Here is a 14,801-nt window from a genome sequence, read left to right as displayed (position 1 = left end):
CATGAATAGGTTTGGCTTCAAGAGGCAGGTGTAGCGGTTGTCGACAGGCATAAAAAAAGCCGATGATGACATCGGCTTTTAGAATCAACAGGATTATTGTTTGTTCATGGCTTTTTTAATGCAGATGGCGGCGCCACCCCATGTAATGCCCAAACCAATAATCATCATAATAATTGCACTTGTCGTCATTAGTTGCACTCCTTGCGGCTTGTTGCATTGATTGTTACGCCTATAGCGAAGAGTAACCCGATCATGATCCATCCTAGGGTGAGATCATAACCACCGTAACCCTCAGTAAATAAAGCGTTCAGTTTTGTGGCGACAATAATGGCCAAAATTACAGGTGAGATAAAGCGCAGACAAATATCAAACCACACGCCAATATTGAAATCGGAAATGCTGTTGACGTATTTGCGTACGTCAGAAATCTTAAATAGCCATGCCATTAGCGTAAGTTCCACTAGACAGCTCACCATAATGCCCACGTTATTTGCAAAGTGATCGACAAGGTCGAGCAATAACAGGCCGCCGTTGGTCGCAAAGGCCATTGAAATCACAAACCCTATGCTGATCACAACATTAGCCGCTTTTTTACGGCTCCACTTTAGTTTATCGATGACGGCTGAGGTGACAGCTTCAATGATTGATATGTGTGAGCTTAGGCCTGCAACAACAAGTGCAAAGAAGAAGATTGGCCCAAGGATATAAGGTGCTGGTAGTAGGTTAATAGCTGCTGGGATCGTGACAAAGGCAAGACCGACGCCCGCAGATACGACCTCGGTCAACGGTTTACCTTGTTCATGAGCCATGTAGCCAAGAACAGAGAAAATCATAATCCCTGCCAGAATTGAGAAGCCACAGTTAATCAATACTGTCATGAAGGCATTATTGGTAATGTCTGATTTCTCGGGAAGATAGCTCGAATACGCCAGCATGATGGCAAAACCAATGCTTAGGGTGAAGAAAATCTGCCCATAAGCAGCAGCCCAAACCTTCACATCCCATATCTTGCTAAAGTCAGGTTCAAACATGTAGTTCACGCCATCTAATGCACCGGGCAAGAAAATCATGCGACCAATCAAAAGCAGTACCATGATAAACAGTATTGGCATCATGATTTTTGAAGCACGTTCGATCCCTGATTTCACTCCACCGACGATAGCAGCATAAGTAATGGCCCATGCAATCAGCATTGCAATGGCGATTTTCCATTGAATGCTACCGAGATTGGTCGGTGAATTATCGCCGAGTACTAAATAGTTGCTAAAGAAGAAAGCATTAGTATCGGTTCCCCAACTTTGTGTAAACGACATACCAAAGTAGGAAATAGCCCAGCCAATAACGGCTACATAATACACAGCAATAACTGCGGCAATCCCTACTTGGAACCAACCTAACCATTCAAACTTTGCGTGAATTTTAGCCAGTGTGGCTGGTGCTGAACCGCGATGCTTTTGACCCATGCTAAACTCTAGGATCATAAACGGTATACCCGCGGTGATCATGGCGAAAAGATAAGGGATGAAGAATGCACCGCCCCCATTCTCATAAGCCATATAAGGGAAACGCCATATGTTTCCAAGACCGATAGCCGAACCTACGGCAGCTAGAATGAACCCTGCACGGGATCCCCATTGTTCTCGCTTCATTGTTTACTCCTTTACGACTTCCCTGAGGTATGAAGCTTCTCTTCGGCTGAGGAGCCAGTGCTGGAGTGATGAATACTATCGGCACACTAAATAGACCGATGAATATTTGCGCCATCATCCATGAACTGGCAAAAAAATAGTTTTATGTGTTGTCAGCTTAACGAGAACTCAGAATATTGTTCTTAATAGTTCGATGTGTGTTTGCCGTATCTGAAATAATCAGCTACGCATGGGTTCGAGACTACAGACTAATCGAAGTTAAGGCAATAGATTGCAAATGTTACTCTCTGGTTTTTTGATGGTGTATTAGTTGTTAATTAATTGGGTTTTAGGTGGAATGAGCGCCATTTTTTAACAAGAATAGGATTTATAACTTTTCTGGTTGGAAAATATAAATGATAAAACTATTTTTTGTCGAAGAGTGTATGACTGAAAAACATACACTCACTAGTGAATCACACCGCAATTTTATCTCAGTTCAAAAACGAACTGTTAGGCCGATATTAGCCGAAAATTGATTTATCCAATCAGATTTAAAACGAATCACGCACGTTTCTGAAGAAGGCAGTGTACAGGTTGCTGAAGTTTCGTTGTCAACAGAGGTACCTAACCAACGCACTTGGCTATTCAGCGCAATGTTATCGGTAAGGGCATACTCAAAACCCCCAAACAAGCTTGAAGAAAAACCATATTTATCTTTAGCCCAATCAACATCTGCATAAGAACCACCGATACCTAGGCCTATATAAGCGGTCAATTGTTGGCTTGTCGGATAATAAATGCTGCTTTGAAAGTGGAGGTAATGGATGTTCGCATCCGCGTTAATGGTTTCAACCGCGGTGTTTTGAGTAGCATAAAACAGACCAATTCGGCCTTTTTCGTAATCAGTTTCTATAGCGAGGCCATAGCTAGATGAAGCTTTTAAATCATAGTCATTGCCAGCTTTATCCGCGACCTCTCCCCCAAGCGTATACCCAAAAAAAGGAGAAACGATGACTTGTGCTTGTGCATAGGGAGCAGATAAAGATCCTATAATAAGAATGACTTTATTATATTGATGCATAGCTATTAACCTCGGCCACTTTTTAACGATTAGGTTATTGTGATAGTAACTCCATAATTGTGCACGAAAAACCAACGATTCTTGAAGATACTTCACACTGATGTTATTACTTTGTTATCTGGTAGGAGGTGGCTATGGAACTTGATCTAAAATATGCATTAGTGATTACTGCAACAGTGTTTGCTGTTCTGATTGGTTTTGGTTTGATCGCTATCAGCCATTAATCAACGAGGGTTCTGCTGATGAACACTAGTGGAACTATCTCTGATAAAGAGACGAGAGCGGATTTAGATCGGCTCTCGAAGTATATTGGAGGAAAAAATGCATTGGTTGCCCAAGGTGGTGGCCAAAGAGGTATTTTTACCGCAGGTGTGTTGGATGCGTTCCTTGTTTCCAATTTTGATCCCTTTGATGAATTCTATGGCACCTCTGCAGGTGCATTGAATTTGTGCGCTTACCTATGTCGTCAGCATGGGTTAGGCAAAGCTTTTATTTTAGAACTCACCACGGATGCTAATTTTTTTAATCTATTTAGCTACGTTCGGCGTAAGCAGTTCATGAACTTGGATTGGGCTTTAGATCGCATATCGGAATTTCCTTATAGGTTGGATGTCGATATGGGATGCCAAGTCCTTGCGAAAAGAAAAGCTTACGCGGCGGTTACTTCAGCACACTCGCTGCACGACCATTATTTCCCGGTATTAGAAAGTAACTGGCGAGAGGTAATGATTGCTACCTGTGCGATTCCTCGCTTATACCCGCACGCAGTTAAGTTGGGTAATGAACTGTATATTGATGGTGGTGTATCAGCATCAATTCCAGTGCAAGAAGCATGGCGAAAAGGTGCTCGTTTTGCCGCTGTCATTCGTACAGAATGTCCTGATGTTGCCTCGGTCGATAGTCGAATAACATTAAAGCCTTCACCATATACTACGTCTTATAACAAGCCTCATTGGTTGCATGAACCTCTACAAAATATCCAAGGCCAGTGGCAGCAGAAATTGTCTCACTGGAAGCAAGAGTGGAGTGGTTTTCTCCATCAACAGATAGAGCGTTCTAAGCAGCAAAAACGTGAAAAGATAAGTTTGGAACTGCTTAATGGTGGGCGTTGGTTATTTGGCGCTGACGATATATATCGCTTAAGTCACTTAATTGGCGACAAATTTGATTCAGGGTTGGCGGATATGTTGATGGTGCATTACCAAACGTATTCTTTAACTCAAGAATTTTTGCATGCTCCACCAGATGATATTTACATCCTACAAATTGTACCCAGTGAACCACTGAGATCGAACTCCTTACTCAGTCGTCAAGAAGACCTACTTCATGATTATGAATTAGGTCTCGCGGCGGGTTACCGTTTTATTGAGGACTTTAGCCAAGCACAGCAGGCATATCAGTCGCGTATGACATAATCGTGGAGGAGTATCCCCGAGGCTATTCAGCCAACGGGGATAGTCAAATTACTCAAGGACTGGAAGTATACGCATACAGTTAGTCGTCCCTTCAACATCCATAATGTCACCTTGAGTGATGATTACTAAATCACCGAACTCTAACAGCTTTTTCTCCTTAAGCGTATTGAGAGCTGCAACGGCTACATCAAATCCAGTGTCTGCCTTGGTGTCAAAATAGACTGGAGTGACCCCTCTATATAGAGCACAACGATTTAAAGTTCGCTCATTAGGTGACATAGCAAAGATAGGCAGCACAGAGTTTAAGCGGGAGGTCATAAGTGCTGTTCTTCCTGATTCGGTTAGAGTTACCATGGCTTTGATCCCTTCCATGTGATTGGCGGCATAGATAGTGGACATGGCAATAGTTTCTTCAGCAGTCACAAACGAAGTATCGATTCGGTAATTTTGCTGGCTAGCTTCGATCATTTTCTCTGCTCCAACACACACTTCGGCCATTGAACGAACCGTTTCTACTGGATATTTCCCAGCAGCGGTTTCACCTGAAAGCATCACCGCATCGGTTCCGTCCAGCACCGCATTGGCAACGTCCATTACTTCCGCGCGGGTTGGCATTGGGTTTTCTATCATTGACTCCATCATTTGTGTAGCAGTGATAACGACTCTGTTGAGTGCCTTAGCGCGGCGGATCAGTTTTTTCTGCACACCCACCAGCTCTGGATCTCCAATTTCGACTCCTAAATCACCACGAGCGACCATGATCACATCAGAGGCCATAATGATGTCATCAATGTTCTGATCATTGGCTACCGTTTCTGCTCGCTCTACTTTTGCCACGAGTTTTGCTTCAAGGCCTGCATCACGAGCGAGCCGGCGAGCGTATTTCATATCTTCGCCATTTCTAGGAAATGAAATAGCCAGATATTCGACCTTTATTTCGGCGGCCAGTAGTATGTCTCGTTTGTCTTTTTCTGTCAGCGCTTCAGCCGACAAACCGCCTCCTTTCTTGTTGATGCCTTTGTTATTTGAAAGTGAGCCACCAACAGTGACGGTAGTATGTATTTTTGCACCATCGACAGCGGTGACGAGTAGTTGTACTCGTCCGTCATCGAGTAACAGTAAATCATCGTGCTGTACATCTTGTGGTAGTTTTTTGTAGTCAATGCCAACCGAATTTTGGTCACCTTGCCCTGGGGGTAACTCTGCATCCAGAACAAATCGGTCACCTTCATTTAAGTAGATTTTTCCTTCTTTAAATGTGGAGACTCGAATCTTTGGTCCTTGTAAATCACCAAGTAAAGCCACATGGCGACCCAACTTAGCCGCGATAGCTCTTACTCGTTGCGCTCGCAGTTTATGGTCCTCGGAGCTACCATGTGAAAAATTCATGCGCACAACATTTGCGCCAGCTTTGATAATCGCCTCTAATATCTCGCCTTTGTCTGTTGATGGGCCTAAAGTAGTGACGATTTTTGTTCTTCTTAACACCGCGGTCATTGTGTTCTCCTGATGGGGCGGGAATCTGGATTAAGTATATGCAAGATCTGGCGAAAGAAAGGGGATAAGCGTTAAATTTATCGACAGGTGCTAGATGATTCTCGTCACAAAAAAAGAGTGGTTTCATATTTTTTGAATGTAAACAAATAGCAATTTATTGACTAAATACACCAAGAACTATGTATATCCGTGATACTTGTCACGGCAATATACTAAAGCGCTTCACAATTAGTTCGCAAAGTAAAAAAATTGGCATGTTATTGATTTCTGGAGCTCCCAATGTATATGGCGCAACCAGGCCATATTGATCATATCAAACAGGTCAATGCTGGTCGTGTATATAAACTTATCGACCAAAAAGGTCCCATTTCTCGCATTGATTTATCGAAAGAGAGTGGGCTTGCTCCGGCAAGTATTACCAAAATTACTCGTGAGTTAATTGAAGCTCATTTAATCCATGAAACGACAGTACAAGAAGCGATCAGCCGTGGTCGCCCTGCCGTTGGTTTACAAACCAATAACGAGGGATGGCAATTTTTATCCATGCGTTTAGGCCGTGGCTACCTAATTATTGCTCTGCATGAGTTGGGTGGTGAAGTGTTGATCGACACCAAAATTGAGATCCATGAGCTAGACCAAGATGACGTGCTCGCTAGGTTGCTTTACGAAATTGAAGAATTTTTTCAAACCTACTCGTCGCAATTAGATCGCGTGACAAGCATTGCAATTACTTTGCCCGGTTTAGTGAACTCAGAGCAAGGGATTGTACTGCAGATGCCGCATTACAATGTGGAAAATCTGGCTCTTGGTCCTGAAATTTATAAGGCGACGGGGCTACCTGTTTTTGTGGCGAATGATACCCGAGCTTGGGCACTGGCTGAGAAGTTGTTTGGTCATTCGCAAGGCAATGAAAATTCGGTTCTGATCTCTATTCACCACGGTTTAGGTGCCGGAATTATCCTCGATGGCAGGGTGCTACAAGGTCGGCATGGGAATATCGGTGAGTTAGGGCATATCCAAATTGATCCGCATGGTAAACGTTGTCATTGTGGCAATATTGGCTGCTTAGAGACAGTCGCTAGTTCGCAAGCGATTCGTGAAGAAGTGGCGCTGCGTATTGCAAACGGTGAGGTTTCATCATTGACTGAGCACAGAGAAATTACCATCGAAGATATCTGTGAGGCTGCAGCAGAGGGTGACCCATTGGCGGTGGATGTGATAGAGAAACTAGGGCGTTACTTAGGGGCCGCTATCGCGATTGTGATCAACCTATTTAACCCAGAAAAAATTCTGATCGGTGGTGTTATCAACCAAGCTAAAAACGTGTTATACCCTGCATTACAAAAATGTATCGAAGAGCAGAGCTTACCCGTCTATCACCAAGATCTCGAATTAGTCGAATCACGCTTTTATAAACAGGCAACTATGCCTGGTGCGGCTTTGATTAAACAAGCCCTCTATGATGGACTTTTGCTGATGAAAGTGGTCGAAGGTTAATTTTTTCGCGGTTAGATCATTTATATTTTTTACAATTAACCCATATGGCTATACTGTTATGTGAGTTCACTATAATTTTCGGGATTTCGTATGTCAGGTGTTTTAAATACGGTTGACCAGCGCACCAATCTTGTCGGAGAGAATCGACTTGAGCTGCTTTTATTCAGCTTAAACAGCAGGCAAATCTTTGCGATCAATGTGTTTAAGGTGAGGGAAGTGATCAAAGTTCCTCAATTAACAAAATTGCCCGGTTCTCATCATAATATTACGGGTGTCGCCTCATTGAGGGGAGTGCCTGTTCCTGTCATTGATTTGCGCAGTGCGATAGGTTTCCCTCCATCTCGTTTGGATGACCAAGAGCATAACCTCATCATCACCGAGTACAACCGAAGCATTCAAGGCTTTTTGGTTGGGCAAGTTCGCAATATTATCAATACTGCTTGGACTGAAATTCAGCCGCCACCGCGTTTAGCTGGTCGCTCTAATTATCTGACCGCTATCACCCATGTTAAAGAGGTCAACAGTAGTCATATTGTTGAAATCATTGATGTGGAAAAAGTGTTAGCTGAGATTATTGATTATGATGTCTCTATCTCGGAAGGCGTTCTTGACCATGCCTTGGTTTCAGAGATGGTTGGGCGAAAAATTCTTATAGTGGACGATTCCTCAACGGCTCGCAACCAAGTCAAAGGGACGCTATCACAACTTGGTTTAGAGATTATTGAATGTCGAGATGGTTTAGAAGCACTGAATCTTTTGAAGTCATGGTGTGATGAAGGAAGGGACGTAACGAATGAGCTTTTATTGATGATTACCGACGCTGAAATGCCAGAAATGGATGGTTATAAATTGACATCTGAGGTACGCAGTGATCCGAGAATGAAATCGTTGCACATTATTCTCAATACTTCATTGAGTGGCAATTTCAACGAAGCTATGGTTAAAAAAGTGGGCTGTGACCGTTTTATCTCGAAATTTCAACCGGATTTATTGGTGAAAGAAGCGCAAGATCGTTTACGTGATGTGCTTTCGTAAGATTTTCCGTAGTTTGATGGTGTACCTCAAACAACAATGCCTTGCTGATGAGGCAAGGCATTGACAGATTAAGAAAAAGCTAAGCCATTACTTTTTCGGTTGTGCGTCGATACATTGACCATTAATGGCTTGGCCTTCCGGCGCCATTAGATAGAGATAAAGCGGCATAATATCTTTAGGCGTTTTCAACAACTCCACATCTTCAGCGGGATAAGCTTTAGCGCGCATCCCTGTGCGCGTGCCACCGGGGTTAATTGCATTCACTCTAATTGACGTGTTGCTTAGCTCATCAGCCAGTACTTGCATCATCCCTTCTGTGGCGAATTTTGATATAGCATAAGTGCCCCAAAAAGCACGACCATCATGGCCTACGGTTGAAGAAGTAAATACAATCCGCGCATCTTGAGATTTGTGCAGCAATGGTAGCGCTGCTTGGGTGAGTAAAAACTGCGCTTTGACGTTGACCTGCATGACATCGTCATAAGAATCTTCACCAATCTGATCAAACGGGCTGATCACACCCAAAAGACCCGCGTTATGTAGCACGCCATCTAAGCGACCAAACTGCTCTGCAATGGTATCGATCATATCGAGATAATGTTGCTTGGTGGCTCCTTTCATGTCCAGCGGAACAATCGCAGCTGTTGCGTAGCCAGCGTTTTCTATCTCATCATACGTCTGTTCTAATTTTTTCACCGTGCGGCCGAGCAAAATGACGGTTGCGCCGTGGGCTGCATAGCTGATGGCGGCTTGTTTACCGATACCGTCGCCAGCACCCGTAACTAAAATGACTTTATCTTTGAGGGCATCTGCAGAAACTGAATAATCCACCTTGTGCTTCCTTATTGTTATGATTTGCTTTAAGTCTTCGTGACAAGATGGTTACAATACACCAAATCAAAACCTATGAGGATTAGGACGTTGGAATTTTTATTGGACTACGGCCTATTTTTGGCCAAGATTGCGACAATCGTCATCGCTCTTGTTGTGCTATTGGTCATCGTGAAATCGGTGGGCGGAAAAAACAGCGCGCAGAAAGGCGAGCTGGAAGTGGTGAATTTAACCGAGCGTCATAAAGAAATGGTCGAGCAGATGGAACACCATCTACATGATGAGGCTTTCTTGAAGGCTCGTGATAAAGCAGAAAATAAAAGCGAAAAAGAGAAAAACAAAGCACGTGATAAAGCGATCAAAAAAGCGGCGAAAGAGGGAGCATTAGATACCAAACGTGAACCGCATCTTTTTGTGCTGGATTTCAATGGCAGTATTGATGCTAAAGAAGTGAGTTCACTACGCGAGGAAGTGACCGCCATTCTCGCTGTTGCTCGTCAAGGTGATGAAGTGCTGCTGCGTTTAGAGACTGGCGGTGGCATGGTGCATGGTTATGGTTTGGCTTCTTCGCAGCTCGATCGCATTAAAGCGGCTGGATTACCCTTAACCATCGCAGTGGATAAAGTGGCTGCCAGCGGTGGCTATATGATGGCGTGTATTGCTGATAAAATTGTGGCCGCTCCTTTTGCGATTGTCGGATCCATTGGGGTTATTGCACAGTTGCCTAACTTCAATAAACTGCTTAAAAAACATGATATTGAATTTGAACAATTGACCGCCGGTGAATACAAACGCACCCTGACTATGTTTGGTGAAAACAGCGATAAAGCGCGCGATAAGTTTAAGCAGGAACTCGAAGAGACTCACGAACTGTTTAAAAATTTTATCCGCGAGCATCGCCCAGCGCTTGACCTTGAGAAAGTGGCCACTGGCGAACATTGGTTTGGGACTCAAGCTCAAGAGCTCGGTTTAGTCGATGAGATCAAGACTTCTGACGACTTAGTGGTTGCTGCGTGTAAAGATAAAACGGTACTGGCGATCCATTATGTGCAGAAGAAAAAACTGACTGATAAATTGGCTGGTGTTGCAGGCGAAGCGGCCGATAGCGTGTTGCTGAAATTGATCAGTCGCGGCCAACGGCCAATCGTTTAAGTTAGGCGCTTCTTTCTCGAAGCAGGCAGATTATTTTTTCAGAGAGTATTAAGAGTATTAAGCGGATAAGCGGATAAGCGGAGAAGTGCGTTACTTCTCCGTTTTTTTTGATCTCAGCCATTCACCGATGGCGAAGATCAACCCGGCCAACATGCCCGCTAAATGGGCTTCGATAGCCACGCGTGCATTAATAAGCTCACTAGTACTACTTGAAGCGCCGAACATTTGCTCCCAGACAACTTTGACAATAACACCAACCACCAGCAGCCAACTGCTGCGACGCCCTTGCAGTGCTTCTTGCAGCGCCAAATAGGCAAACATTCCATGGAGCGCGCCTGAAAGGCCGACATAGACTTGCATACGGCTCAAAAAAAGGCTGACGCCTACCATCAAGCTGGTTGCCAGAAGGCTGATTAACCATTTTTTACTGCTCGGTTGAAACACAAAATGGATAATCCACAGCCCTGCGAGGTTCATACCAAGGTGCGTAAAGTTGGTGTGTGTGAAATTTCCTGTTAGGATCCGCCACCATTGGCCCGCTTCAATGGCAGGCCGATTCCACGCACTGAGGGCGGCCAGCGGCGGCCATTGCAATCCCAAGCAGACCAAGCTGATAGCAAGTAGTGCAAAATAACGATTTTTTTGATGGTTTATGTTTAGTAAGCAAAGGCGAAAGTAATTCACGTTATGTCTCGATACTGTTCTCAATGTGGTAAAGCGCGAAAAGCCTGCATCTGTTCTTTGATCGTGCCGCTTTCCTCGTCGGTCGAGCTTATCATTCTTCAACATCCGACAGAAGAACATCGCCCAATGGGCACAGCCCGAATTCTCGATTTATCTTTAGCCAATTGCAGGCGCTTTGTTGCCGAAGATTTTAGCCAGCACACTCAGCTGAATGAGTGCTTAGCTGAGCCGGATGTGTTCAACTATGTACTTTACCCGCATGAGACTGCGCAGCCCGTGTCGGCTATGAACATCAATGCTGATACCAGAAAAGTACGAGTTATTTTACTCGATGGTACTTGGAAGAAAGCGTATAAAATGTGGCAACTCTCGAGCAATTTACATTCGCTAGCGTGTTTGCACTTGCCGACCGATCTCAAAGGCAATTATCGCATTCGTAAAGCACCGAGTGAAAACAGCTTATCGACCGTTGAAGCTGGTTTTCATATCTTGTCATTGCTTGAGCCTCGGCAAAATTTTCAACCGCTCCTTGATGCTTTTGATGCGATGGTTGCCTTTCAAATTAGCCAAATGCCAGCTGGGGTTTTTAAGCAAAACTATATCAGTGAGTAACAGCTATATCAGTGAGTAACGGTGGCAGAAGCTACCACTCAACCAGCCATTAATAGTGATTATGAGCTGAGAACAGTTGTTGATGGAGCCTTTGCGCATAGCCATCGGTCATAGCCGAAATATAGTCACAGATGACGCGCATACCATCGTCTTCATTAGTTTGGGCTTGCCACTTACCGCGCGTTGTTTCTGGCAGTAAGCGTTCAGGATCGGCGCTCAGTGCTTCAAACAGATCCATGATGATCTGCTGGCCTTTGTATTCAAAACGCTGCACTTGCGGAATTTGAATCACATATTGGCTCACAAATGATTTCAGTACTTCCAGTGCGGCGGCCATATTGGGTTCTAAATAGGCGTTAAAGGCGAGTAGTTCATTCTTAAAATGCGCATCAACGGCTTGAATATGAATGCTAGTCAGTAGCGCATTAACCATCCCACCAATCGCATCTTTACGACGGTAATGTTTGCCAGCAAACAGCATTTCACTGATGGATGCGATGTGTTCTTCAAACCACGCATCGCCACATTCGGCCAGTTTCGAGGCTGCGGCCTCTTGCCACTGTTGGCGAGTTACCATGCCAAGTACGATGGCATCTTCTAAATCGTGCACGCCGTAGGCAATGTCGTCGGCCAGCTCCATGATTGAGCAATCGAGTGATTTAAAGCGAGTCTTGTGATGTTGATAAGGCGTTGCGGGCTGACCACGCATTTGACTGAGCAGGGATTTATCGTGCGCAGAGAGCGGCTCCGTTACCCAACAAAAAATCGCGTGATCGCAATCGTATATTCCCTTAGCAGGCGACCACTCTTTAGCTTTCAACTGACGCTGGTGAGCGACTGCATTGGGTTGCTGTACGGCGCGAGTTTGGCTCAGCAGCGCAGGGTATTTTAATAACCCTAGCACAGTGCGGCGTGACAGGTTCATGCCATGGTGTTCGGTGTAGGGCTCTAAGCTGGTTACAATTCTAAAGGTTTGCGCGTTGCCTTCAAAGCCGCCGTGATCGCGCATCATATAATTGAGCGCCACTTCGCCGCCATGACCATAAGGAGGATGGCCGATATCATGCGCTAGGCATAAGGAATCGATCAAACTATCCGAAGGCAGCAAATCACGAAACTCAGGTTGTTTGAGTTTAATTTGCGCCACTATCCCAGTGCCGAGTTGCGCAGCTTCTAAGGAGTGAGTGAGACGAGTGCGATGGAAATCATTCAGGCTAGTGCCATGTACTTGAGTTTTGGCTTGCAAGCGACGAAATGCCGCAGAGTGAAGAATACGCGCCCGATCGCGTTGGAAGGGGCTACGGTGATCATCGCGGCGGATTTTATGCTCATCATCTTGGCGTTCAAGCCATTTGGGGTCAATGGATATATCCATGCCATCTCCTGCAGTACATTTATGTTTTTCAAACACTTAACAAGTAACTTAGCGTGAGTTAGCTGATCTCGTCCAGCGTTAATTCGAAACTAGGGGCAAAGGTATTGAGAAAATACTCCATCTCAGGTGTATGGCGATCTCGTAAGGTGACGTCTAAACGTTTTTTGGCCAGCGCATATTCATGGTTGCCCGCGCTGAGCTCTTCTAAGCATTTGAGATAGGCGCAGAGCGAATCTGCCTGTTTGACTATCGTCACATCTTCAGGGTGCGCGGCTTCTGAAACGAGGTACGGAGCAAAGTCGTCACGCAGCTCTTCTGGCAACATTGAGAGCAGTTTTTGTTCGGCAGCGGCTTCTATTTTTTTGTATTCTTTCGCAATATCGGGGTTGTAGTATTTAACTGGTGTCGGAAGATCGCCTGTCAACACTTCACTGGTATCGTGGTACATACCTAAAATCGCAATCCGTTCAGGGTTCACCTTGCCGCCAAATTTTTTGTTTTTGATTACGGCTAAAGCGTGAGCGACAAATGCCACTTGTAGGCTGTGTTCAGAGATATTTTCACTGGAGATGGATCGCATTAAAGGCCAGCGTTGAATTAACTTCATTCGGGCTAAGTGAGCAAAAAAGTGACTCTCTTTCATTGCAATAAACATCCTTGCTGTTTTGGGGACTAAGAGAAAAATTGGCGATTAAAAGAAAACGGGCGCACTTTCAGTATCGAAAAGTGCGCCCGTTTAGCATATGGAAGTTTACGTCAGAATGCTACTGACTGTAGGTCGATAAGAAACGCTCGAAGCGGCCAATGGCAATTTCCAAATCTTCAATATGCGGTAAGGTGACAATGCGGAAGTGATCCGGTTTTGGCCAGTTAAAGCCCGTTCCTTGAACCAATAGCACTTTCTCTTGTTTTAAGAAGTCGAGCACCATTTTTTGGTCATCTTTAATGCTGTACATTTTCGTGTCGATTTTCGGGAACAGGTACATGGCTCCTTTAGGTTTGACACATGAAACGCCGGGGATTTGGTTGATGAGTTCCCACGCGCGGTCGCGCTGTTCGAGCAGTCGGCCGCCGGGTAAAATCAGCTCGTTGATGCTTTGATAGCCGCCTAATGCGGTTTGAATCGCATGCTGCATGGGCACGTTGGCACACAAACGCATTGAGGCAAGCATTTCCAAACCAGCCACATAACCTTTGGCGATGTGTTTTGGCCCGGTAAGGAACATCCAACCGCCTCGGAATCCGCACACACGGTACGCTTTCGACAGGCCGTTAAAAGTGACCATTAAAACGTCATCAGCTAGCGTTGAAATAGGCGTATGGGTTGCACCATCGTATAAGATTTTGTCATAGATTTCGTCGGCGAAAATGATCAATTTATGCTTGCGTGCAATCTCAACAATTTCCAGCAGAAAATCACGGTTATAGACAGCCCCTGTTGGGTTGTTGGGGTTTATCAATACAATACCGCGTGTTTTGGGCGTGATTTTACTTTTGATGTCGTTGAGATCAGGGTACCAATCGGCTTCTTCATCACACAAGTAATGCACGGCAGTGCCACCGGAGAGGGCTACCGAAGCGGTCCATAATGGATAATCCGGAGCAGGGACAAGCATTTCATCGCCATTATTAAGCAGCGCTTGCATCGCCATCACGATAAGCTCTGAAGCACCATTACCGATGTAAACATCTTCTACATCTAGGCTACGCAGCCCTTTTTTCTGGTAGTGCTGCACCACGGCTTTGCGCGCGGAATAGATCCCTTTTGAGTCGCAATAGCCTTGTGAAGTAGGCAGATTACGGATCACATCAACTAGGATTTCATCTGGGGCGTCAAAGCCAAATGGGGCGGGGTTACCAATGTTTAACTTCAGTATTTTATGCCCCTCTTCTTCCATGCGTTTAGCATGTTTGAGTACAGGACCCCTAATGTCATAGCAGACATTGTCGAGTTTTGACGACATCCCGATATTTTGCATTGTATAATTCCT

At 44.9% G+C, this 14,801-nt stretch carries 15 protein-coding genes; 6 read left to right on the top strand and 9 right to left on the bottom strand.

Features of this window, described 5'->3' with window-relative positions:
* Positions 1 to 93: 93 nt before the first annotated feature.
* The 3 genes from CCZ37_RS08700 to CCZ37_RS08690 all read right to left on the bottom strand — a co-directional run bounded on the left by CCZ37_RS08700 (position 94) and on the right by CCZ37_RS08690 (position 2,712).
* The gene (locus CCZ37_RS08700) at positions 94 to 189 is read right to left on the bottom strand and encodes a MetS family NSS transporter small subunit (protein ID WP_010319106.1); all 96 of its coding nucleotides are present in this window, start codon (positions 187 to 189) and stop codon (positions 94 to 96) included.
* On the bottom strand, positions 189 to 1,649 hold the full coding sequence (locus CCZ37_RS08695; protein ID WP_094500317.1) for a sodium-dependent transporter: 1,461 nt from the start codon (positions 1,647 to 1,649) through the stop codon (positions 189 to 191). The genes CCZ37_RS08700 and CCZ37_RS08695 overlap by 1 nt, the downstream gene beginning before the upstream one ends.
* A 478-nt stretch (positions 1,650 to 2,127) precedes the next feature.
* Entirely contained in the window at positions 2,128 to 2,712 is a 585-nt protein-coding gene (locus tag CCZ37_RS08690) for an outer membrane beta-barrel protein (protein ID WP_010320020.1), read from the bottom strand.
* Between the two features lie 134 nt (positions 2,713 to 2,846).
* Between CCZ37_RS08690 and cydH the strand changes: the two genes are divergently transcribed.
* Positions 2,847 to 2,936 (top strand): cytochrome bd-I oxidase subunit CydH, encoded by a 90-nt coding sequence (gene cydH / locus CCZ37_RS08685; protein ID WP_094500316.1) that lies wholly within the window; start codon positions 2,847 to 2,849, stop codon positions 2,934 to 2,936.
* Positions 2,937 to 2,954: 18 nt separating this feature from the next.
* Complete coding sequence (locus CCZ37_RS08680; RefSeq protein ID WP_010320018.1) at positions 2,955 to 4,127, top strand: patatin-like phospholipase family protein; 1,173 nt, start codon at positions 2,955 to 2,957, stop codon at positions 4,125 to 4,127.
* A gap of 48 nt (positions 4,128 to 4,175) precedes the next feature.
* On the opposite strand, the gene pyk is transcribed toward CCZ37_RS08680, so the two are convergent.
* Positions 4,176 to 5,624 carry a pyruvate kinase gene (pyk, locus tag CCZ37_RS08675; RefSeq protein ID WP_010320017.1) on the bottom strand — a complete coding sequence of 483 codons (1,449 nt, stop codon included), beginning with the start codon at positions 5,622 to 5,624 and terminating at the stop codon, positions 4,176 to 4,178.
* A 279-nt stretch (positions 5,625 to 5,903) separates the two neighbouring features.
* On the opposite strand from pyk, the gene mlc reads away from it, so the two are divergent.
* On the top strand, positions 5,904 to 7,121 hold the full coding sequence (gene mlc, locus CCZ37_RS08670; RefSeq protein WP_010320016.1) for a sugar metabolism global transcriptional regulator Mlc: 1,218 nt from the start codon (positions 5,904 to 5,906) through the stop codon (positions 7,119 to 7,121).
* Positions 7,122 to 7,211: 90 nt separating this feature from the next.
* Positions 7,212 to 8,156 (top strand): chemotaxis protein CheV, encoded by a 945-nt coding sequence (locus CCZ37_RS08665; RefSeq protein WP_094500315.1) that lies wholly within the window; start codon positions 7,212 to 7,214, stop codon positions 8,154 to 8,156.
* Positions 8,157 to 8,243: 87 nt separating this feature from the next.
* On the opposite strand, the gene CCZ37_RS08660 is transcribed toward CCZ37_RS08665, so the two are convergent.
* The gene (locus tag CCZ37_RS08660; protein ID WP_010320014.1) at positions 8,244 to 8,987 is read right to left on the bottom strand and encodes a YciK family oxidoreductase; all 744 of its coding nucleotides are present in this window, start codon (positions 8,985 to 8,987) and stop codon (positions 8,244 to 8,246) included.
* A 90-nt stretch (positions 8,988 to 9,077) separates the two neighbouring features.
* On the opposite strand from CCZ37_RS08660, the gene sohB reads away from it, so the two are divergent.
* Positions 9,078 to 10,139 (top strand): protease SohB, encoded by a 1,062-nt coding sequence (gene sohB, locus CCZ37_RS08655; protein WP_094500314.1) that lies wholly within the window; start codon positions 9,078 to 9,080, stop codon positions 10,137 to 10,139.
* A gap of 90 nt (positions 10,140 to 10,229) precedes the next feature.
* Here the strand turns inward: sohB and rrtA are convergent, their stop codons facing one another.
* The gene (rrtA, locus tag CCZ37_RS08650; protein ID WP_094500313.1) at positions 10,230 to 10,823 is read right to left on the bottom strand and encodes a rhombosortase; all 594 of its coding nucleotides are present in this window, start codon (positions 10,821 to 10,823) and stop codon (positions 10,230 to 10,232) included.
* 3 nt (positions 10,824 to 10,826) lie between these two features.
* Between rrtA and CCZ37_RS08645 the strand changes: the two genes are divergently transcribed.
* Positions 10,827 to 11,435, top strand: coding sequence for a tRNA-uridine aminocarboxypropyltransferase (locus tag CCZ37_RS08645; RefSeq protein ID WP_017045271.1), 609 nt, complete (start codon positions 10,827 to 10,829; stop codon positions 11,433 to 11,435).
* Positions 11,436 to 11,484: 49 nt separating this feature from the next.
* Here CCZ37_RS08645 and CCZ37_RS08640 read toward each other — a convergent pair whose 3' ends face one another.
* The 3 genes from CCZ37_RS08640 to CCZ37_RS08630 all read right to left on the bottom strand — a co-directional run bounded on the left by CCZ37_RS08640 (position 11,485) and on the right by CCZ37_RS08630 (position 14,789).
* Positions 11,485 to 12,810 (bottom strand): anti-phage deoxyguanosine triphosphatase, encoded by a 1,326-nt coding sequence (locus CCZ37_RS08640; protein ID WP_094500312.1) that lies wholly within the window; start codon positions 12,808 to 12,810, stop codon positions 11,485 to 11,487.
* A 58-nt stretch (positions 12,811 to 12,868) separates the two neighbouring features.
* A complete protein-coding gene (gene yfbR, locus CCZ37_RS08635; protein ID WP_010320009.1) occupies positions 12,869 to 13,453 on the bottom strand; it encodes a 5'-deoxynucleotidase in 585 nt (194 codons plus the stop codon).
* 121 nt (positions 13,454 to 13,574) lie between these two features.
* Positions 13,575 to 14,789 carry a pyridoxal phosphate-dependent aminotransferase gene (locus CCZ37_RS08630; RefSeq protein WP_010320008.1) on the bottom strand — a complete coding sequence of 405 codons (1,215 nt, stop codon included), beginning with the start codon at positions 14,787 to 14,789 and terminating at the stop codon, positions 13,575 to 13,577.
* Between the last annotated feature and the right edge of the window lie 12 nt (positions 14,790 to 14,801).

Source organism: Vibrio qinghaiensis (assembly GCF_002257545.1).
Classification (GTDB): Bacteria; Pseudomonadota; Gammaproteobacteria; order Enterobacterales; family Vibrionaceae; genus Vibrio; species Vibrio ordalii.
This window is presented reverse-complemented; position numbering and strand designations above follow the sequence as displayed.